Source organism: Pseudaquabacterium terrae, from assembly GCF_013266755.1.
Lineage (GTDB): Bacteria > Pseudomonadota > Gammaproteobacteria > Burkholderiales > Burkholderiaceae_C > Pseudaquabacterium > Pseudaquabacterium terrae.
Genome location: NZ_JABRWJ010000003.1, coordinates 55739 through 76335 on the forward strand (window position 1 = coordinate 55739; position 20597 = coordinate 76335).

Below are 20597 nucleotides of genomic sequence, written 5' to 3' on the forward strand. Positions count from 1 at the left end.
ACCGGACTCTGGCCATTCAGGAGATTGTCGAAGTCGAACTCGACTTTGCTGTCTTCGACCCGGATTCCAATGTACCAATCTGCCACTTCAATTCACCTTTGTACTTGGTGTAGAAATTCTGGATTCCAGCGCAAGGTCGCCGGGACTGCTGGGCTTCGACTTCTCTTCTAGAGTCGAGCCTGGCTCGGCATCTCGGACTTCTCCCGACAGAAGCGCGTTCATTGCGCATAGCTGCCTCAACGCCTTCGCCCTGGATGCATGAATGACCTTGGACGACGGAGCACGTGCCAGGGTCTTCTCAATGCCGACACACGGATTCAGCATGAGGTCTCGCACCGCCTTGCGCTCTCCGGCGTCGAGAATCGATGCGTTCCTGATGAGTAGGTATCCGCACTCCTGCCAGACACCTCCCCACTTGCACGCCACGCGACGCTCGACGATCGGCTGGAGCTGACGCAGCCTTTCCGGCCCGATCTGTTCGCCGAGAGCGACGCTGTATGGGGTGTAGGCCCGTTGCAGCTTGTCATTGTGGGCTGCGGCCAGTTGAACACTCATCGGTTGCGCACTGGCGCCGACCGTCAGAACGCACGCGAACGCAATGACCACGACTCTCATGGAATCCGCTCCTTCGAACAATGGGTTGTCGCCGTCGGCACGTGCCGGGTGCGACGCGGTGCACTGTGCCAGCGCCTGCGCAAGGCGCTGGCTACTGACGCGTCGGTACTAAGCGCCTAGACGCTTGGTAGCTTCTTGCTGTGCGTTGACATGCTCGCCGGGCAGCCGGCAGCGCCCGCATCGTCGTGGAGGCGAGGCAATGAGCAATGTCCTGAGGTTGCAAAATTCCGCCTCACCGAGGTTCCCTCTCTTGTACGGCGAAGCTTCGCCTTGGTTGTTGCAGCCTACGCTGGCGCGCTGGCACTCCCTATCCCGTCTACTTTACGGCGCCTGAGGCGCGTTGTCGCCCCGGGGGTGGGAGACGATGCGGCCCCTGGCACATGCGGGGCGGCCTATGCGGCTCCGTCGTGCAGAAGCGTTGTGATGAATCAGCGCAGCGTACAGAGCGCGCGCACTCCCCAAGCGGCGCAATGTAGAGCATTCGTGCTGCACCGGCCACACCCCTGATCCGGGGTTACCCCGGATTGTGTGCAGAAGTAGCGGGAGGGGTGGGCGCCGCGCGTGTCCGCCCTAGCCGTCCTTACCCCAACATGCGCAGCAGCAGTCCGTCCGACGGCGGCCAGGATTCGGCGATCGGCTGCCGCACATCGGGCACCGGCTCGGTGGGCCACCAGAACGACGCCGCGCCAGGACAACTGCGGCGCAGGTCGGCCACGCGGTCGACTACCACGCCAGCGCCGCCCGGCGCCTCGGTGACCTGCGGCCAGTCACTCCCCGCCCACGCCGCGGCCCCCTGCTCGAACTCCTCCACCGACTCGAAACGGGCCGCATCCCACAACCAGTCGCTCAATCCCAGCATGCGGGCCTGCAGCCGCACCAGCGGCACGGCGTCCAATGCGGCCCGCGGCACCCCCTCCGCCAATAGCAGCGGAAAGACGCGGCCGACGCGGTCTCGCGAGCCGGCGACGATGCCGCACCAGCCCATACCCTGACCGTCCGCCGGCAGCAGCAGGCCCTGCCAGGGCGCCATGCCGCGAACGCAGTTGCGCAGCGCGGCGCTGCCGAGCGTGGCCTCGGCCGCCGGCAGGCCGCGCTGCAGCCACTCGTCCCACAGGCGCTGCCACGGCAGGCCCTGGCCGACGAAGTCGCCGACCCAGGGCAGCTTGCCGTACCAGCCGATCGAGCGCGTCAGCACGTCGTGCATGTCACCTCACCAGGGTTCGGGGCAGCGGAAGCGGCCCAGCTCGCCGAGCAGCGCGGCGCTCGCCGGCCCACCCGCCCCGGCTTCGGCCTGGACGTCGAGCTGCAGGGCGCGGCCGTCGACCTCGATCCGCGCGAGCACCGTGCGCGCCGCGCCGCCACGCGTCAGCCCGTGGCGCTGCAGCACGCGCAGCAGCGCCCAGGGGCCTTCGTGCACTTCGGCGCCGATGCCGTTCGGTCCGGCCGGCAGGATGCGCAGCACCACCTTCTGCGTCGCCGCCGGCCCCGGCCACTGCAGCGCCTTCGGCCGGCGCGGGCCGTTCTCGTAACGCAGCAACTGGCCGTCGACGTCGAGGCTGAACAGCAGCAGCTCCGGATCCATCGCCTGCGGCGTCAGCTCGAGCCGCAGCTGCGGCAGGCCGCGCCCGCCGGGGAAGAACAGGCGCCGGATGTCCTCGGCACTCTCGAAAGCGCGCAGCGCGGCGACCGCCTGCGGCGGCGCATCCGCATCGTCGAGCAGGCGCCAGGGCCGTTGCCGGCTGTCGATGCGCGGCGCGATGTGCTGGCGAAAGACGCTGTCGAACAGGCCCTGCGGGCCGAACAGGCGCGCGAAGTCGGCATACGGCAGGTCGCGCGTCGCGCCGGCGGCGAACGGGAAGCGCTCGGCCGTCAGGCGGCGGCAGGCCTGCGCCAGCTCGGCCAGGCTGCCGCCGAGGCGGCGCTCCAGCGCACGTTTCTGCGCGGCGGCCAGCGCCTCGGCCAGCGCGAGCCACATCGCGCGCACCGGCGGCGGCGCCGCGGCGCTCTCGGCGCGCAGCTCGCGCACCAGCTCGCCGGCGCGTGCGCCGGCCGGATCCTGCAGCGCGGCGGCCAGCGGCACCAGCAGGCGGTCGAGCGCACCGGCCGCGGCACCGCCCGTCGCGCGGTCGGCCACCGCCTTGGCGGCATAGTCACGCAAACCTTCAAAATGAGCGGCCAGCGTCGCATCGCGCGCCTGCGCGGCGGGCGATACAGACGCCCCCCCAATCTCCGGCACCGCGAACTCGGCGGCCACGCGGCGCAGCAGCTGGCGCAGCGCGGAGTCCGGTGCCGCCAGCTCGGTGGCGAAACGCGCCAGCGCCTCGGTGTCGGCCGGCGCCTGCAGCGCCAGCGTGCCGAGCAGGCGGTCCCAGGCGGCGATCGTCGCCTGCGCGTGCCGTTGGCCGACGCCGCGCGCCACCGGCACGCGTGTCTCGCGATCGGTCAGCAGGCGCCGCAGCGCCGGCGAGCGCTCGCCGAGCACCCATTCAGCCTCGTCGGCCATCTCGGCGATCGTCGGCTCCACCGCCGGCTCGATCACGCTGCGCCAGGCCTCGCGCGTCAGCGGCGCGGCAATCGCCGGCGGTGCCACGGCCGCATCGGCGGGCGCGAAGGCCAGCACCGCCGCCGGGCCGGCCAGCTCGGCCAGCGCCTGCGCGCCGCCCAGGCGCTCGCGCGCGCGGCGCAGCAGCCGGTCGTGCACGCGCTGCTCCAGCGGAACGGCGGACAGCGCGGTGCGTGCGGCCTGCAGCGTGGTTTCGTCGAGCCGCATCGCCTCGAGCACGGCGTTGCGTTCGAGCAGTGCATCGAAATGACGCAGCCACTCTTCCTGCTCGCCCGCGCCGGGGGCGACGGTGGCCGCACCCGGCGCGGCATAGGCATGCGCCGCCCAGCGCTGCACCTCGCCGCGCTGCAGGCGGCCCGGCGTCACCAGCATCAGCGCCACGCGCAGCGCCTCGTAGCGCGTGGCGGCATCCTGCTCCTGGCGCACCGCCTGCGTCAGCCGCTCGACGACCAGCGGCGCGAAACTGCGGTCCAGCACGCGGTGGTAGGTCTGGTCGGCCGAGCGGGCCAGCCGCGGGCCTTGGAACAGGCCGAAGCCGAGGCCCCAGGGCACATCGTCAGGACTGTCGGGGTCGACCGAGCCGCTCGACGCCAGCTGGTGCAGCAGCGCATACAGCGGCAGCAGCCGGTCGATGCGCCCGTCCCGCGCCGGCCCGACTTCCTGCGTCACGCGCTGCACGCGCTCGCGCACCGCGGCCACGTACTCGCTGTTCTGGCGGTAGCTGTGCAGCCACGCGACGCAGGCCAGCAGCATCAGCAGCGCCGCGGTGGCGCCGGCGGTCGCCTCCAGCCAGCGCCGGCGCCGCCGCCGCGCGAGGCTGAAGCCGGCCAGCGGCGCCTCGGCGATCACCAGCCGCGTCAGCCAGCCGGCGAGGAAGAAGGCCTTGCCGCGGCCGGGCTCGACTTCGCGCGGCGTCAGTCCGAAACCGTAGCTGCGGCTCAAGTCGCCGATCACGCGGTCGATCGGGTTGCCTTCCTGCGTGCCGCTGCTGAAGTGGATGCCGCGCAGCGGCTGCGCCGGCGCATCGGCGGCGTGGCGGAAGGCGCGCCGCGCGAAGCCGTCCAGCGCCGGCAGCAGGGCTTCGATCTGCGCCGGGAAATGGAAGATCGCCGAGCGCCGCTCCGGCAGCGGCTCGGCCTGCAGGCGTTGCGGCACCGCGGCGGCCAGGCGCGCCGGCAGCTCGGCCAGCCGCACGGCCAGGTCGTCCGGCACGTCCGCGCCGCGGTCGCCGAGCTCGCAGGTGATGCCCCAGGGCTGCTCGCGCTGCGCCGGGTCGAAGTCGCCGAAGCTCTCGATGAAGCCGGCGAGCAGGTCGGCCTTGGTCACCAGCAGGTAGACCGGGAAGCTCAGGCCCAGCTGCGTGCGCAGCTCCTGCAGCCGGCGATCGACCGCCGCCGCCTGGTGCGCCAGCTCCGCGCCGCCCTGCAGCAGGTCGGGCGCGCTGACGGTGACGATCACGCCGTTGATCGGCTGCACCGCGCGGTGGCGCCGCAGCAGCTGCAGGAACAGCCGCCACTCCGACGCATCCTGGTCGCCGCGGCTGTCCTGCGTCGTGTAGCGGCCGGCGGTGTCGATGAACACCGCCTGGTCGGTGAACCACCAGTCGCACTGCCGCGTGCCGCCGATGCCGGCGACCGGCGCGGCCCCGAGCCGCTCCGCCAGCGGAAAGCGCAACCCGGCGTTCAACAAGGCCGTGGTCTTGCCCGCACCGGGCGCGCCGATGAACAGGTACCACGGCAGTTGGTACACCTGCCGCCGCCGCTGCCACCAGTGCGCCGGCGCGCCGCCCCCGCGCGCGCCGAGGCCCGCGCGCAACAGCTGCATCGCACTGGCGAAGCGCTGCGTCAGAGCCTGCGACGCGTCATCGCTCGCCTGCAGCTGTGCGAACAGCTGCGCATTGCGCCGCTGCCGCAGCCAGCGCCGCACCAGCCCAGCCAGCACCAGCGCGCCGGCCAGGGCCAGCAAGAGCGCGAGCCGCGCGCCGCGCCCGTCGAACGGATGGCGCCCGCCGATCGACAGCAGCGGCGCCGACAGCCAGATGAGCAGCGCCGCCCCGGCAACATTCGCCAGGCCCTGCAGCCGCGCCTTGGTCGCGCCGTCCGCAGCGTTGCGCGCGGGCTCGGCGGCGGCTTGGCGCTCGGGATGTGCGGTCACCTCAATGCCTCCCCGGCGCTTCTCGCGAGGGCGGTGTGCTCGCGTGCTCGCTGGCGAACGGCTAGTTGCGGCCCGTTGCGGTCGTGCATGCGGGGACTGCGCATGCGGGCACCGAACGCGCCAAGGCCACTGGGTGCCCGGCTCCGCTCATGTCCCCCGGGCCGGGCTGCGCTTCTATGTCTCAGGCTAGATCTCGGCCGGCCCTCCTCCTTGACTTCGCTACGCCGGGCACCCAGCGCCCTTGGCTGTGGCGACACCGTGGCATGCGATGGCCTGCCAGGGCGCAGCGGATCAGGACGGCGGGGCGCTCTGTGGAGCGAAGTCAAGGAGGAGGGCCGGCCGGGCACCGCCCGGGGCGCATCAACGCCGCCCGGCCCGGGGGACATGAGCGGAACAGAGCGCCCCGCCGGCCTGATCGTGTGCGGTGCAGGCACGCAGCGCACGACGAACGTCCGCAACGGGCGGTGATCGGACGGTCGAGCGAGTCTCATGCCAACCACTCCATGCCGATCAGGGATACAGCACGATGTCGACCCGCCGCGGCGGCAGCGCCGGCCCGGGCCCGGGGCGGTCCTGGTCGGCGGCGCCCTCGACGGCCAGGCGGTGAGCGGGCAGCGTGCGCTCCAGCGCGTTTGCGGCCTCGCGCGCCCATTCGTAGGACTGGTGCCAGGCCGAGGGCAGGCGCGCCGTGCGGCGGTCGCTGCCGTCGGTGTGGCCGATCACGACCACCTTGCCGCCGTGCGCGGCCAGCGCCGAGCCGATGCGCGCGAGCAGCGGCGCGGCCGACGACGCGAGCTGCGTGCCGCTGCCCTCGAACAACTGGCCCGCGGCGATGGACACCGTGCTGCGATGGGCCTCGTCGCGCACCGTGATGCGACCGGCGCTGACCTCGGCGGCCAGCGGCGGCGCCAGGCGCGCGGGTCCGTTTGCCGGCGTGATGGCGGCGGTGGCCGCGGTCGGCGGCGGATCGGCGGCCAGCCGCTGCATCGAAACGAATACTTCATCGACCTGCGCCGCCAGCAGCAGGTGGCTGCTGGTGTAGACGCCGAGCGTGGCCAGCGCGAGCAGCAGCAGCGCGCCCAGCGTCAGCCGGCGCCGCCACAACGGCACACCGGGCTTGACGGCAGGGTGCCACGGCGGCGACAGCGCAGTCTCATCACGCGGCAGCGTCAGAAAGACGCGGGTGCGCAACTGTTCGAGCTGGCGGGTGCCCGACGGCCCGGCCGGCACGTGGCCGTGCAGGCCCAGGCTCAGGCAGGCGTGGAACAGCGCCAGCAGCGCGCGGTTCTCCTGCGGCCGCTCGGCCAGCCGCGACAGCAGGCGCAGCACCCGATCGCTGCCGCTGCTTTCGCCATGGAAACGCTCGAGCAATCCGGCGCCGCCCGCTCCCCATGGCGTGTCGGCAACGACCTCGTCGACCCAGGCGCACAACAGGTAGCTGGCCGCGGACAGCCCGCGCTCGTCCCAGCCGGCGCCTGCGAGCTCGCGCTCGAATCGCTCGACCGCATCGGCCAGCGCCGGCTTCAGGCCCTCGGGCGCATCGACCACCGCGCGGCGCAGCTGGCTCGCCAGCGCGATCAACGGCCGGGCACTGTCGTGCAGCGCACGCGCCAGCCGATCGGCATCGGCCACCTCGGGCGGCTCGAACCCGGGCGCGGGGACCGACGGCGGCGCCAACCCAGGCTCACGCCGGATCGTTGCGGCGGCGCCCATCTTGGCCATGCGGGGTGGCGTGCTTCAGCGTTGCGACCGGGGGGCGGTCATCTCAACGCACCCAGGCCAGCTGGACTTGCCGCGCCTGCGCATCCAGGCGCGCCGGCGGCATCGCGTCGTCGGCGGGCAGCGGCAGCACGCTGCGCCATTGGTTGCGCTCGAGCTCGCGGTAGGCAGCGAACACGGCGACCAGGCGCGCGTCGTCGCCCAGGCTCAGCACCAGCTCGCGCGATTCGCCGGGGCGCAGGTGCAGGCTTTCGCGCTTCAGCAGCGCGCTGCCGAGCGTGGCCTCGTCGTGCTCGTACAGCGCATCGAAGCTGGCGCGCTGGAAGGCCACCGCGTCGCGCAGCAGGTACACCCGCAGCGCGAGCGAGGCCGGCGTCTGCGCGCGATCGGTGTTCAGGCTGCGTTCGGCGCGGATCGCCAGGCGCAATGTCCGGCGGCCGGCACTGGCCTCGACGACCGGCCCGCCGGGGACGGAAGCCGGCGCGCGCGGGGCCGGGCTGCGCACCGCGGCCGCGGCCAGCGCACCGGCGCCGGGGTTGAACACGAAGTTCACGACCATCGAGGTGTTGACCCACGGGATCTGCCGCTCCTGCGTGTCGCGCAACACCTTCACGCGCACGTTCTTCAGCATCTCCTCGACCTCGATGCCCTCGCCGCGCATCTCCTGCGCGAGGTGGCGGCTGTAGATGCTGTTGCTGCCGGGCGGGCCGTCCTCGGCGGTGCGGCCCGGCGCCGCCGAGAACGCGATCAACGCGCCCGGCGCCGCCATCTCGGCCAGTCCGCTGCCGACGCGGATGCTGCGCGTGCGGCCGCTGGTGAACGGGTTGTCGCGGCAGGCGTCGATGATGAAGATGCGCGCGCGCGGCCGCACGCGGTCGATGCGCGCCAGCAGCGCGTCCTCGATGTCGATCGATTCGTCCTTGATCTCGCCTTCGTCGCGCAGGTTGAGGTCGACCGGCAGCAGGTAGTTGCGGCGGTCGATCTGCATGCCGTGGCCGGCGTAGAAGAAGACCAGCGCGCTGTCGTCGTCGTCCATGCGGCGGCCGAAGTCGCGCAGCACGCGCTTGAACTCGCGCGCCTTCAGGTTCAGGTGCTGGTCGACCTCGAAGCCGAGCGCCTTCAGCGTGCTGCCGATCAGCCGCGCATCGTTCTCGGGATTGGCGAGCGGCGCCTGCGCGTACTGCGCGTTGCCGATCACCAGCGCGACGCGGCGCGCGCCAGTGGCCGCCGTGACCTGCGCCTGCAGCGCACGCGGCAGCGCCGCGAGCCACGCGGCGGGCCACACGGCAGACACGGTGCCGAGCCAGGCAAGCAAGTGGCGGCGACTCATGGAGGAGCCTCGCGGCGACGCAAGCGCATACGAGGCGGCGGCCATTCTCCGGCCATCGCCCGCGCCCGCGCAACGCTGGTCATCCGCACTGTCCCTGCGGCCCGCTCTTGAAACAGAAGTCTGCTGTCAGGCTCGACGATTCCCAGGGCACCTGCACCCGCTGCGTCTCGTCGGCGACGCCGATGCGCACGCGCTTGAACAGCTGCTCGACCGGCAGCCCGGGCGTCGGCAGGTGCTGCAGCAGATGGCGCGCGTAGATGCTGTGCGCGCTGCCGGCGCCGTCGAGCGCGACGCCGTTCGGCGCCGTCGAGAACGCCACCAGCGTGCCGACCGGCGCATCCAGCGGCGCCAGGCCCGTTCGCGCGACGCCGCGGAACTTCAGCCGCCGGCCGTCGGGGCCGACGATCACGCCGCCGGCGAAGGGATTCACGCGGCAGGCGTCGAGCACGACGATGTTCAGCCCGTGCTTGAGCGCACCGAGCCGGTCGATGACCTGGCCGACGTCGGCCGCCTTGGCAGCGATCTCATCCTCGCTCTGCGGCTCGACATCCACCGGCAGCAGGTAGTTGCGCCCGCGCGCCTGGATGCCGTGGCCGGCATAGAACAGCACGCGCACCGGATGGGCTGCAGCACGCACCGAGAAGTCGCGCAGCGATTCGATCAGGTCGACGAAATTGGTATCGCGGCGCAGCATGACCTCGTAGCCCAATGCTTTCAGGCTCGCGCTCACTGCCTCGGCGTCGCCGACCGGGTTCTTCAGCGGCGTCGAACGGTAGGCGCCGTTGCCGATGACCAGCGCGATGCGGCGCTCGGAGCGCTGCGCCAGGGCGGGCATGCCGAGGCCGGCCGCGCCGAGCCAGGCCAGGCCCTGCCGCAGCAGGCGCCGGCGCGTCGGATGGAAGCTGTTGGTGGACACGGCATCCTCAATCGCGCGGCGGCAGCCCCGGCGCCAGCGACACCGCCTGCACGATCGGGCTCTTGCGCACCTGCTCGGCGAGTGCCGCCTCACGCCCGGCGGGCACGGCGATGTAGTAATCGCCGAGCTGCCCCGGGCCACCGGCCAGGCGGCCCTGCACCGAAACCAGCAGGTGGCGGATCTCCGACTCCTTCGCATCGGGCGCGAAGTTGATCTTCAGCAGCGGGCCGTCGTGCACCGCGGTGGCTTTCGGCGCGCGCAGGCCGGTGATGTCGTCCTCGTTGCTCGCACCGCCGACCAGGCTGACGATCACGCCGGCCTGCACCGCGATGATCGCAAGCCCCGCGAACGCAGCCCCCGGCTTCAGGCCGCCGCTGAAGCCGAGCAATGCCGCCAGCCGCTCGAGCAGCCCCGGCTGGTCGCCGCGGATGCGCGTCATCACGCGGTCAAGGCCGATCGTCGCCGGCACCTCGGGCAGGCTGTGCGTGATGCGCGACTGCAGCGCGCGGCAGTCCTCCAGCTCGGCGCGCGCGTCGGCGTTGTCGGCCAGGTGACGCTCGATCCACGCGCGGTCCTCGCCCTGCAAACTGTCGTTGACGTAGAACGGCAGCAGCTCTTCGAAGCGCGAGCTCATGACTTGACCGCCCCCTCGGGAACCGCCCCACCCTCGCGCTGCACCAGCCGCGCAAGGCAGGCCTTGATCTTCTGCCGCGCATGGAAGAGGCGCGTCTTCACCGTGTTCTCCGGGCAGTTCTGCACTGAAGCCACCTCGGCGAGCGAGTAGCCCTCGTAGAACACCAGGTGCATGCACTCGCGGTGCTCGTCGGAGAGCTTGTCCATGCAGGCTCGCACGCCCTGGGTGCGCTGCTTCGCGGCCAGCTGCGCGAAGGCGTCGGGGCTGTCGGACGGCGTCGTCTCGGCGATGTCGTCGAGGTCGTCGTGCAGTTCGTCGGGGCGGCGGCCGCGGTAGACCATCAGCGCCTTGTTGCGCGCGACGCCGATCAGCCAGGTGCTGAACTGCGATTCGCCGCGGAAGCGCGCCGGTGCGCGCCAGACTTCGTACATCGTGTCCACCAGAACCTCCTCGGCACGGGCCGAGTCCTTGAGCATGTTCAGCACGTACGCGTGGACGCGGCGGCTGAACGCCTTGTACAGCTCACGGAACGCGGCCTGATCCTGCTGCCCGATGCGTTCGAGCAAAGCCTTGACCCGGTCGTTGTCCATGGCGTGCGGGGGCTGACGGTGGCGTCGAACCAATATAGCCCAGCCGTCGCACGCCCCCCTCAGTTGCAGTGGGGGGGCGCGCGGTTCAAACGTTTGTCACTGCAAGGTCGGGCGCACCGCCGGCGCGCTGAAATCGCGGCCGATCATCTTGCGCACGTACAGGTAGTTCAGCCGCACGCGGTCGCTCAAGCCGTCGAGATCGACGCGACCGTCGGCATCGCAGGGAAAGGCGTAGCCGCGGCCCTCGTCGAACAGCGAGATGAACAGCAGCTCGAAACGGGCGGCATCGTGGCCGGCGGCGTGGTGGTGTTGGCAGTGGCTCATGGTCGGCTCCATCGGAAAGGCTTTGCGCTCGACCCTGAGTTGCAGCCAACCGCCGAAACGGTCGTTGCGGAAGTCACGGTCGGGAGCGCCGCGATGCGGCCCGACCCGAGCTGGGAGCACACCCAACTGCCGATCGTCCCGTCTTGGCGCATCCGGGCGCAACCACTTCAATGGACCCCAGCGACGCGAACTCTTCGAAACGTGTCGCGGCACCCCACCCCCACACCAGGAGTTCACCATGTTCCCGATTCCTCCCGCCGGCCCGACCAACACCGTCTACGGCACCAACGGCAACGACAACGTGCACATCGCAAAGGCCGACGGCCTCGCCGGGCTGCTCGGCCTGTACGAGGTCACCGTCAACGGCCAGACCCAGTTCATGACCAAGCAGCAGCTGGAGAACACCGACTTCCAGCTCGGCGGCGGCAACGACACCCTCGTCGTCGACGCCAACGTCAACGCCGACATCACCGCGCACGGCGGCTGCGGCAACGACGTGCTGGTCGGCGGCAACGGCGACGACCACCTCGACGGCGGCTGCGGCAACGACGTCATCGCCGGGCGCGGCGGGCGCGACCACCTGGACGGCGGTTGCGGCAACGACTGGATGCACGGCGGCGCGGGCAACGACGTGATGCACGGCGGCCGCGGCCGCGACAGCATGCACGGCGGCGCCGGCAACGACCGCATGAATGGCGGCGCCGGCAACGACTTCGTCAGCGGCGGCACGGGCAACGACATCCTGCGCGGCGGGCGCGGCAACGACGTGCTGGTCGGCGGGCCGGGCTTCGATCTGAAGATCGGCGGGCCGGGGGCGGACTGGATCCTGCCCTGAGCTGCGTTCCGCTCGAGAAACGGCCGCCCGCGGGCGGCCGTTTTCGCTTGCGTTGCGCTCTAGCGTATCAAATACGTGGCCATCGCCGCACCGGCCGCACAGGGGCGGGAACAGGAGCATTTGCCCGACCGCTCGGCGCGTGTACACCCCCGCTGGGGGCAGGGGTGGACATGCCCTCCCCCAAAACGTTGGCGCCCCTCGTGGGGGTTCATGTCCACTTTGTCCTTCGAAAGGGCTGTCGGCCATGAAGCAGTTTCCTCACCTCCTGGCGTCCTCGATCCTCGCGCTCGCCGCGGCATGGCCCGGCACCGCCATCGCGGCGCAGACCATCGACCTGGTCTTCAACGGCATCCCGGCGGCCAACGTCAGCACGCCGCCCGCGACCCCGGCCTTTGCGGATTGGTGCGCCAGCAGCTGCTTCCCGACGACGCAGTTCCCGGTCTATGCCGCCACGGGCAACCAGCGGGGTACCGCCTATGTCTGGGGCAAGTCCTTTGCCTTTGGATCGGGCGGGTCGCTGTGCTTCAGCGAGTTCATCGCGTTCGCGCTCAACGAAGGTGACCTGCACGTCGTCTCAGGCGTCAACGGTACCTGCGGCGCGCCGATCGATCCGGCGCTGAAGCCGCCGCTGCATGCCGACAAGGGTGCGCTGGTCGTCATCGCCGGCGGCGGTGATGGGATCATCGCCGGCGGCACCGGCAAGTTCAAGCGCTGGACCGGCACCTTCACCGACCGCGTCTTCGTCGGCTTCGGTGCCCCGACCAGCGGTGTCGGCGGCATCATCTACTACGACCAGCTGTGGTTCAGGGTGACCCCTGACTAGAGCTGCTTCATGCAATCCCGCAGCGCAGCCGGGCGCTTGATCGCGCCGCTGCGCTCGTCGAATTCCGCCACCCGCAGGTCGAGCGCGCCGCGCAGGTCGTGCTCTGACACCGGCAGCCACGGCGCGCCGAGCGCCGCCCACTGCGCATCGGTGAGCAGCAGCTCGCCGGTCAGGAAAAGCTGACGGCACTGCTCGCCGGCATCGAACGACGCCGCCACCGCCTGCCCGTCGTCGGCCGGCCGGCACAGGCCGTGCGCCATCGTCTGGTCGAAGACGACCAGGTCGCCGGGCGCCAATCCGACGCGAACGCCGGCATGCGGCATCACGAACTCCACATCGCCGACATCGAGCGCAAGAATCCAGAACAGGCAGCGCGACCAATGGCGAGCGACGTCGTTGTGAAAGCCGGCGCCGCAGGAGGCGAGGTAGTCGATGCGCGTCTCAACGCTGCTGCGGTAGGCGGTGGCGTCGTCGCCCAGCACGCCCGTCAACTGCAAGGCAGCGGCGATGCTGCCGACCAGGTCGGGCACGCGCGGCACGGCCGCGGCCAGCTCCTGCAGCGTCGTGGTCGCGTAGTCGATGTCCGAGAAGGTCTCGATGCGGACGCGCGCATAGCCTTGCGCCGCGAGGCGCGCCAGCGAGCCGGCATCGAGAAACGCCGTGCGCACGACGTGCACGCGGCCGTAGGGCGCCCGGGCGTCGGCGGCATGCCGGCGCTCGTCGCTGCGCACCGCGAAGGCACGGAAGAGCTTCGGCACCCGATGCTCGTCAGCGGCGATGATGCGGTGCGCGGGGATCGAGGCCATTCGCGCCATTGTCGTCACGGGCCGCGGCCCCCAACTCGAACGAACATGACCAGCAAGGCCACCCTCTCGATGCACCGCGCGCGATGACCGGCGACCCGGCCGGACCGCAGCGACCGGGTCGGCTCATCGCCAACCTGATGGCGCAGTACGTCTTCGGCCTGCTGGCAATGACGATCTGCGTGCCTTCCATGCAGCAGTGGCCCGTCACCTTCGCAACGAGCCAGGCCCAGGTGCAACTCACGTTGAGCGGCTACGTCGCCGCCTACGGCATCCTGCAACTCGTGCACGGCGCGTTGTCCGATCGCATCGGGCGCAAGCCCGTCCTGCTCGCGGGCTTGGGGCTGGCCTTCGTCGGCTCGGCGCTGGCAGCTGCTGCATCGGACCTCTGGATGCTGATCGCGGCCCGGGTGCTGCAAGGCGCTGGCAGTGCCGCCGGCGTCGTGGTGGGGCGCGCAATGGTGCAGGACCTGTTCGCCGGCCCCGAACGCACGCGCGTGATGGCGTTCATCGGCATGACGATCGGGCTGTCGCCGCCGCTGGCGATGCTGCTCGGCGGCCAGGTTCATTCGCGGCTCGGCTGGCAGGCCAATTTCGTCGCGATGGCGGTGCTGGCGGCGCTCCTGATGGTGGCCGCCTGGTGGGGATTGCCGACGCGCAAGCCACAAGATGCACAGCCCCCCGGCGGCTGGAGTGACCTGTTCCGCGGCTACGCCCATCTGGCGCGCCAGCCCGGATTCCTGCTGCACGTGCTGATCCTGGCGATGACCTCGGCCTCGTTCTACGCCTTCCTCGGTGGTGCGCCGATCGTGCTGGCGGGCTACGGCGTGAAGCCGGAGCAGATCGGCTGGTACATCATGAGCGTGCCCTGTGCCTATGTCCTCGGCAACCTGCTCTGCACGCGCCTGGTGCGCTGGCTGCCGGACAGCAGGATCATGTTGCTCGGACATCTGTGCACCGTGACCAGCGTCGTGCTGGTGCTGGCGCTGGGCCTGGCCGGCCTGCACACGCCGCTCGGCCTTTCATTGCCGCTGATGCTGCTCGGCATCGGCCACGGTTTGCTGATGCCCGCAACACTCGGCGGCGCGCTGGGCCTGGTGCCGGCGCTGGCCGGCTCGGCCGCGGCGGTCGGTGGCTTGATGCAGCAATTGACCGGCGCGCTCGGTGGTTTCATCGTGGGCCTGATGCCGCACGTCGGGCCGGTCAACTTGGGGCTGCAGATGCTGGTGTCGGTGGTGGCCGGGCTGCTGGCGCAGCTGGCACTGCTGCGAACCCTGCGGAGCACGAAGAGCCACTGAAGGCGCTTGAAGCTGACGCCTTGTGTCGACTCGTGCGGCGCCGGCGCCTCCACGTTCTTCATGTGCCGAAGCCGGCACGTCGATCACGCCCCCGCCAGGCCAAGCACCAGATCGAGGTTCTGCAGCGCCGCCCCGGACGCGCCCTTGCCGAGGTTGTCGAACACCGCGGCCAGCAGCACCTGCCCGTGGCGCTGGTTGGCGAAGACGGCCAGGCTCATCCGGTTGCTGCCGTTGTGCAGCCGCGGGTCGAGATGCTCGAGCGCCGCGGCCTCCGCCATGCCGAGCACGTGCACATGGCGTGCGCTGGCGTAGCGGGCGTGCAGGCACTCGTGCAGCCGCTCCGCGCCGGTGCCGGCCGGGAGCAGGCGCAGGTGCAGCGGGATCGTCAGCACGATGCCCTGCCGGTAGTTGCCGTAGGCGGGCACGAAGAACGGCCGCGTGTCGAGGCCGGCGTGCTGCTGGATCTCCGACACGTGCTTGTGCGCCAGGCCGAGCCCATACACCTGCAGCGGCGGCGCGGCGGCGGCATCGGCACCTTCGTGCGCCTCGACGCCGGCGCGGCCCCGTCCCGAGTAGCCCGACACCGCGTGGATCGTCATCGGATGGTCGCGCGGCAGCAGCCCGGCATCGACCAGCGGCCGCAGCAGCGCGACGGCGCCGGTCGGATAGCAGCCGGGGTTCGAGATCCGCCGCGCGGCCGCGATGCGCTCGGGCTGCCCGACGCACAGCTCGGGCAGCCCATAGACCCAGGCCGCATCGGTGCGGTGCGCCGAGCTGGCGTCGATGATGCGCACGGCGGGGTTCTCGACCATCGCCGCCGCATCGCGCGCCGCGTCGTCGGGCAGGCACAGCACGGCCACGTCGCAGCGGTTCAGCGCATCGGCGCGCCACCGCGGATCCTTGGCGCGCTCGGGCGGCAGCGTCAGCAGCAACAGCTCGCTGCGCTGCTGGAGCTGCGCGGCGATCTGCAGGCCGGTGGTGCCCCGGTCGCCATCGACGAACACGACGGGCTTCATGTGCGACTCCTGTTGAACGAGGCGTGTATCGTCGGCGCGCGGCGTACGATCGCACAAGTTGAATCGTGCAAAGGCTTCGTTCATGAATCCTGAATCCACCTCATGCGCGAGCTGAGCCTCGACCGCCTGCGCACGCTGCTCGCGGTGCACGACCTCGGTTCGTTCGCTGCCGCGGCGCGCGCGCTGCACCTGGCGCCGCCAACGGTGACGCTGCACGTCGCCGAGCTCGAGTCGCGCCTGGGCACTCGGCTGCTGGTGCGCGGGCGCGCAGCGGTCGTGGCCACCGGCACCGGCATGCTGCTGATCGAGCGCGCGCGGCGCGTGCTGGCCGAAGCCGACGAGATGATCGATGCGCTGAAGCGCCAGGTCGCCGGCACGGCAGGGCGCGTGCGCGTGGGAGCCTCCACCGGCGCCATCGCGCACCTGCTGCCGCAGGCGCTGCAGGCGCTGCGCGCCGAGCATCCGCAGATCGACGTGCAGGTTGCCGTGCTGACCTCCGAGGAGACGCTGGCGCGGCTGTCCGCCGGCACGCTGGACATCGGCCTCGTCGCGCTGCCGCAGCCGCCAGTCGCCGGCCTGCGCGTGCAGCGCTGGCGCCGCGACCGGGTGATGGCCTTCGTGCCGGCCAGCTGGGCCGCGCCGAAGCGCGTGACGCCGGCCTGGCTGGCCGTGCAGCCGCTGATCCTCAACGATGCCGGCACGCGCCTGTCGCGCCTGTGCGCCGAGTGGTTCGCCGCCGGTGGCCAGCACCCGCGCGCGCGCATCGAGCTGAACTACAACGACGCGATCAAGAGCCTGGTGGCCGCCGGCTACGGCGCCACGCTGCTGCCGCACGAGGCCAGCGCCCCTTCGCCCGAGCCGCGCATCCGCATGCTGCCGCTGCAACCGGCGCTGTGGCGGCCGCTCGGCCTCGCGCACCGCAGCGGCGAGCCCGACGGCGCGACACAGCACGTGCTGCGTGTGCTGGCCGGCATCGGCTAGGCGCCTGCCGCCGACGCGGCGTGTCACGGTCCGATGCGGGCCCGGAACTGCTTCGCCGGGCACTCCGCGATTCTGGCCAGCGCAGGTCTCGGCAATACCGCACACCGGGCGCCAGCGGCACAAGCTGCATTCACTCCCGTCGCAGCCCCAGGATGCCGAAACACCGATCAGCCTGTACCGATGAACACCACCCCGCCCTCCGCTGCCGCCGCCGCCGTCACCGGCATGTCGCGCGCGGCCTTCTGGTTGATGCTGCGTCGCATCGCGGTGTTCGCCGGCTGCGTCGACCTGATCTACCTGGTCGTCTTCTTCGTGCTCGGCATGCCGGTGATGGCCATCGTCAACGTGGTGAGCCTGGGCATGTACGCGGCCGCCTGGCACCTGCTGGGCCAGCGCCGCAACCTGCCGGCGGTGCTGCTGATGTGGACCGAGGTGCTGGTGCATGCGGGGCTGTGCACCGTGCTGCTGGGCTGGGCCAGCGGGGTGCACTACTTCCTGCTGGTGTTCATCTCGGCGGTGGCGGTCAGCCGCGCAGCGCGCCACGCCACCACGGCACTGGCCTTCCTGCTGCTGGTCTACCTCGGCCTGGACGCAGCGACGCAGCTGATCCCGATCCGCTATCCGCTGCCCAACGAGGTGACCACCGCGCTGCGCTGGCTCAACATCACGGTGGTCTTCGTGATGTTCGGCTACACCGGCCGCTACTACGTGCAGCGCGTCGCCGAGGCCGAGGCGCGGCTGCGCGAGATGGCCACCACCGATGCGATGTCCGGGCTGTGGAACCGCCGCCACTTCCTCACGCTGGCGCAGGGCCAGATCGAGCGCGCGCGGCGCGACGGCAGCGCCGTGGCCCTGGTGCTGGCCGACATCGACCACTTCAAACAGGTCAACGATCGGCATGGCCACGATGCCGGCGACCGGGTGATCCAGCATGTCTCGGGGCTGCTGCACGGGCAGCTGCGCGCCGGCGACCTGCTCGGTCGCTGGGGCGGCGAGGAATTCATCCTGCTGCTGCCCGGCTGCGACGCCCCCGGCGCCGCGCAGCTGTGCGAGCGCATGCGAGCGCACATCGCGCGCTCGCCGTGCGAGGCCGGCGCCGGCATGATCCCTGTCACGGTGTCCTTCGGCGTGATGCCGATGCCCGTCGATGTGCCCTTCGAGCAGGCCGTGCAGCAGGCCGACGCGGCGCTCTATCGCGCAAAAGGCGCGGGCCGCAACCGCGTGGTCGCTGCTGCGGCGTAGTGATCAGGTCAGCGCGGCGTCGGTGATCCAGCGGACGACGCGTTGCGCAATCGCCTCCGGCGGCAGCAGCGCGTCGACGCGCAGCACGCCGGGCTCTTTGAGCGGGGGCTCGAGCGCCTCGAACTGCGTCGCCACCAGCCCGGCCGGGAAGAAATGCGCCGATCGCTGCGCCACACGCGCCTGGGCGGCCGCAGCGTCGAGGTCGAGCCACGCGAAGCGCAGCCCCGGCGCCGCCGCGCGCAGCCGGTCGCGGTACGAGGCCTTCAGCGCCGAGCAGGTGAGCACCGCGCCGCCCGGGCGCAGCGCGAGCTCCGCGCCCAAGGCGTCGAGCCAGTCCGCGCGGTGCGCGTCGGTGAGCGGCACGCCGTCGCGCATCAGCGTGCGATTCGCTTCGGAGTGGAACTCGTCGCCCTCGATCAGCGGCAGGCCGAGCCGTTCAGCCGCTAGCGCCCCGACCCGCGACTTGCCGCAGCCCGACACGCCCATCACGACCAGCGAAGCCATGCGATCTCTTCGGGAAACGGGCACGTCAGTCTGCGCGGATGTTGTTGGCCTTGACCACGTCGCCCCAGGTCTTGTAGTGGCTGCGCGTCAGCGTGCCGAGCTGCTCGGCCGTGCCGCCGCCGGGTTCGTCGCCGCGGTCGAGGATGCCCTTCGTGACGGCCGGGTCCTTCAGCGCCGCGTTCAGCGCGGTGTTGGCCTTCTTCACGATGTCGGCGCTCAGTCCCGGCGGGCCGTACAGGCCGATGAACGAGATGACGGTGAAGTCCTTCAACCCCGCCTCGGCGGCGGTCGGCACGTCGGGGAACGCGGGCACGCGCTTGTCACTGGTGACGAGCAGCGGCCGCAGCTGGCCGGACTTGATGAACGGCGCGATCACCGAGGTCGCGTCGAACATCGCGTCGAGCCGGCCGGCGATCAGGTCGGTCATCGCCGGGCTGCTGCCCTTGTACGGCACGTGGTTCATCTTGACGTTGCCCAGGCGCTCGCGCAGCAATTCCATCGTCACGTGCGTCAGCGCGCCGACGCCGCCGGTGCCGTAGTCGATGCCCTGGCCGTTGCGGCTCTTGGCCTTGGCATGCTCGGCGAACTCGGCGTAGGTCTTGTACGGTGACGTCGCCGGCACCGCGAGCACCAGCGCCGACTGCAGCATCACGCCGATCGGCGTCAGCTGGCGCGGGTCGACGATGCCGAGCGTCGTGTAGACATGCGCCGCGATGGTCATCGAGCCGTTGCCGACGAGCAGCCGGTGGCCGTCGGCAGGCGCCTTCATCACGTCGGCCGCCGCGAGGTTGCCGTTGACGCCGGCCTTGTTGTCGATGATCACCGGCTGGCCGAGCGCACTGCCCAGACTGGCCAGCAGCACGCGACCGGCGAAATCGGTCTGGCCGCCCGGCGGGTAACCGACCAGCAGCGTGACGGGCTTGCTCGGCCACGCGGCCTGTGCCCAGGCCGCCGGCGCTGCCAACGCGGCAAGCCCGAGCGCGGCGGCGCCGAGCAATGCGGAGCGGCGCGAGGCCACGGGCGGGTGCTTGATCGTCTTCATGGGGACTCCTGCAGGTGTTGCGAACCGACAGGTGCATCTTAGGATAGCGCTATCCAATACGAGATAAGCAATTACCCGTACAAGAAGCGCCACGTGGGAATCAGCGCTTGGATATCGCTATCCTTACAACTCCCCGATTCGACCGTCGCCGCCCCCTCATGCCGCCCAGCCCTGTCCGCTCCCGCGCCACCGGCCGAATCACACTTGCCGACGTCGCCCGCGCCGCGGACGTCAGCCCGATCACCGTGTCGCGCGCACTGCGCGGCGAGCGCGCGGTCGATCCCGAGCTGGTCGCCCGTGTGAAGGCTGCTGCCCTTCGGCTCGGCTACGTGCCCGATCCGGCCGCCCGCGCCCTCGCCTCACGCCACAGCACCCATGTCGCGCTGCTGATCCCGATGCTGTCGAACGCCCTGTTCGTCGACCTGCTCGAAGGCGTGCAGCGCACGCTGCGGCCGGCCGGCTACCAGACGCTGATCGGCGTCACCCACTACGACGCGGGCGAAGAGGAACAGCTGTTGCGCGAGCAACTTCAGCACCGCCCGGCCGGCCTGCTGGTGACCGGGCTGCAGCGCAGCGAGACGACGCGCGCGCTGATCGAGGCCAGCGGCGTGCCCTGCGTGCACCTGATGGAGACCTCGACGTCGCCGGACGTGCACTGCGTCGGCTTCTCGCAGGCCGATGCGGCCGCTGCACTAACGCGTCATCTGATCGGCCATGGCCACCGGCGCATCGCCTTCGCCGCCGCCCAGCTGGATCCGCGCACGCTGCAGCGGCTGGACGGCTGGCGCCGCGAGATGCAGGCGGCCGGGCTGCACGCGCCGACCCTCGAGTGGGTGAACCCGGCGCCGTCGTCGCTCGCGCTCGGCGGCACGATGTTCGAGCAGATCGTCGCCCAGACGCCGCCGGTGGAAGCGATCTTCTTCTGCAACGACGACCTCGCGCAGGGTGCGCTGCTGGCCGCGCTGCGGCTCGGCGTGCCCGTGCCGCAGCGCGTGGCCGTGGCCGGATTCAACGACCTGACCGGCAGCGACCAGATGGTGCCGCCGCTGACGACGGTGCGCACGCCGCGCGCGGCGATCGGCATCGCTGCCGCAGGCATGCTGCTGGCGCTGATGCGGGGCGAGGCCGTGCCGGCGAGCTGCGTCGACCTGGGCTATGAGGTCATTGCGCGGCAGAGTGCTTGAGGGACGCCTTCTTGAAGGAAGGCT

At 71.4% G+C, this 20597-nt stretch carries 19 protein-coding genes; 6 read left to right on the forward strand and 13 right to left on the reverse strand.

Translation table 11 applies throughout. The features are described from left to right. Positions 1 to 87: 87 nt before the first annotated feature. The 9 genes from HLB44_RS09310 to HLB44_RS09350 form a co-directional block, all read right to left on the reverse strand. Positions 88 to 615, reverse strand: coding sequence for a hypothetical protein (locus HLB44_RS09310; RefSeq protein ID WP_173122314.1), 528 nt, complete (start codon positions 613 to 615; stop codon positions 88 to 90). A gap of 580 nt (positions 616 to 1195) precedes the next feature. Continuing rightward, entirely contained in the window at positions 1196 to 1819 is a 624-nt protein-coding gene (gene tagF, locus HLB44_RS09315; protein ID WP_173122315.1) for a type VI secretion system-associated protein TagF, read from the reverse strand. A 6-nt stretch (positions 1820 to 1825) separates the two neighbouring features. Further along, complete coding sequence (tssM, locus tag HLB44_RS09320; protein WP_173122316.1) at positions 1826 to 5332, reverse strand: type VI secretion system membrane subunit TssM; 3507 nt, start codon at positions 5330 to 5332, stop codon at positions 1826 to 1828. Positions 5333 to 5842: 510 nt separating this feature from the next. Then, positions 5843 to 7054, reverse strand: coding sequence for a type IVB secretion system protein IcmH/DotU (gene icmH, locus HLB44_RS09325; RefSeq protein WP_173122317.1), 1212 nt, complete (start codon positions 7052 to 7054; stop codon positions 5843 to 5845). A 43-nt stretch (positions 7055 to 7097) separates the two neighbouring features. Then, positions 7098 to 8381: a type VI secretion system lipoprotein TssJ gene (gene tssJ / locus HLB44_RS09330; protein ID WP_173122318.1), complete on the reverse strand. Its 1284-nt coding sequence runs from the start codon at positions 8379 to 8381 to the stop codon at positions 7098 to 7100. A 79-nt stretch (positions 8382 to 8460) separates the two neighbouring features. Then, complete coding sequence (locus HLB44_RS09335; RefSeq protein WP_173122319.1) at positions 8461 to 9297, reverse strand: caspase family protein; 837 nt, start codon at positions 9295 to 9297, stop codon at positions 8461 to 8463. Between the two features lie 7 nt (positions 9298 to 9304). Beyond that, positions 9305 to 9931: an anti-sigma factor family protein gene (locus HLB44_RS09340; protein WP_173122320.1), complete on the reverse strand. Its 627-nt coding sequence runs from the start codon at positions 9929 to 9931 to the stop codon at positions 9305 to 9307. Then, entirely contained in the window at positions 9928 to 10521 is a 594-nt protein-coding gene (locus HLB44_RS09345) for an RNA polymerase sigma factor (RefSeq protein ID WP_173122321.1), read from the reverse strand. Before HLB44_RS09345 ends, HLB44_RS09340 begins: the two co-directional genes overlap by 4 nt. A gap of 96 nt (positions 10522 to 10617) precedes the next feature. Beyond that, the gene (locus HLB44_RS09350) at positions 10618 to 10845 is read right to left on the reverse strand and encodes a hypothetical protein (RefSeq protein WP_173122322.1); all 228 of its coding nucleotides are present in this window, start codon (positions 10843 to 10845) and stop codon (positions 10618 to 10620) included. A gap of 238 nt (positions 10846 to 11083) precedes the next feature. Between HLB44_RS09350 and HLB44_RS37780 the strand changes: the two genes are divergently transcribed. After that, on the forward strand, positions 11084 to 11680 hold the full coding sequence (locus tag HLB44_RS37780) for a calcium-binding protein (RefSeq protein ID WP_281375138.1): 597 nt from the start codon (positions 11084 to 11086) through the stop codon (positions 11678 to 11680). A gap of 244 nt (positions 11681 to 11924) precedes the next feature. Further along, positions 11925 to 12503 (forward strand): hypothetical protein, encoded by a 579-nt coding sequence (locus HLB44_RS09360; protein ID WP_173122323.1) that lies wholly within the window; start codon positions 11925 to 11927, stop codon positions 12501 to 12503. Here HLB44_RS09360 and HLB44_RS09365 read toward each other — a convergent pair. Next, on the reverse strand, positions 12500 to 13309 hold the full coding sequence (locus tag HLB44_RS09365) for a hypothetical protein (RefSeq protein WP_173122324.1): 810 nt from the start codon (positions 13307 to 13309) through the stop codon (positions 12500 to 12502). The genes HLB44_RS09360 and HLB44_RS09365 overlap by 4 nt on opposite strands. 83 nt (positions 13310 to 13392) lie before the next feature. On the opposite strand from HLB44_RS09365, the gene HLB44_RS09370 reads away from it, so the two are divergent. Next, a complete protein-coding gene (locus HLB44_RS09370; protein ID WP_173122325.1) occupies positions 13393 to 14604 on the forward strand; it encodes a multidrug effflux MFS transporter in 1212 nt (403 codons plus the stop codon). 83 nt (positions 14605 to 14687) lie between these two features. Here HLB44_RS09370 and argC read toward each other — a convergent pair whose 3' ends face one another. Further along, positions 14688 to 15620 (reverse strand): N-acetyl-gamma-glutamyl-phosphate reductase, encoded by a 933-nt coding sequence (gene argC / locus HLB44_RS09375; RefSeq protein ID WP_246312177.1) that lies wholly within the window; start codon positions 15618 to 15620, stop codon positions 14688 to 14690. 102 nt (positions 15621 to 15722) lie between these two features. On the opposite strand from argC, the gene HLB44_RS09380 reads away from it, so the two are divergent. Together HLB44_RS09380 and HLB44_RS09385 are read left to right on the forward strand one after the other, a co-directional pair. Continuing rightward, complete coding sequence (locus tag HLB44_RS09380; protein WP_173122327.1) at positions 15723 to 16601, forward strand: LysR family transcriptional regulator; 879 nt, start codon at positions 15723 to 15725, stop codon at positions 16599 to 16601. Positions 16602 to 16781: 180 nt separating this feature from the next. After that, the gene (locus HLB44_RS09385) at positions 16782 to 17843 is read left to right on the forward strand and encodes a GGDEF domain-containing protein (RefSeq protein ID WP_173122328.1); all 1062 of its coding nucleotides are present in this window, start codon (positions 16782 to 16784) and stop codon (positions 17841 to 17843) included. 3 nt (positions 17844 to 17846) lie between these two features. Here the strand turns inward: HLB44_RS09385 and HLB44_RS09390 are convergent, their stop codons facing one another. Then, the gene (locus tag HLB44_RS09390; RefSeq protein WP_173122329.1) at positions 17847 to 18347 is read right to left on the reverse strand and encodes a gluconokinase; all 501 of its coding nucleotides are present in this window, start codon (positions 18345 to 18347) and stop codon (positions 17847 to 17849) included. A 25-nt stretch (positions 18348 to 18372) separates the two neighbouring features. Further along, positions 18373 to 19389, reverse strand: a complete 1017-nt coding sequence (locus tag HLB44_RS09395) for a Bug family tripartite tricarboxylate transporter substrate binding protein (protein ID WP_173122330.1) — start codon at positions 19387 to 19389, stop codon at positions 18373 to 18375. Between the two features lie 158 nt (positions 19390 to 19547). On the opposite strand from HLB44_RS09395, the gene gntR reads away from it, so the two are divergent. Continuing rightward, positions 19548 to 20573, forward strand: coding sequence for an HTH-type transcriptional regulator GntR (gene gntR, locus HLB44_RS09400; protein WP_173122331.1), 1026 nt, complete (start codon positions 19548 to 19550; stop codon positions 20571 to 20573). Positions 20574 to 20597 lie beyond the last annotated feature (24 nt).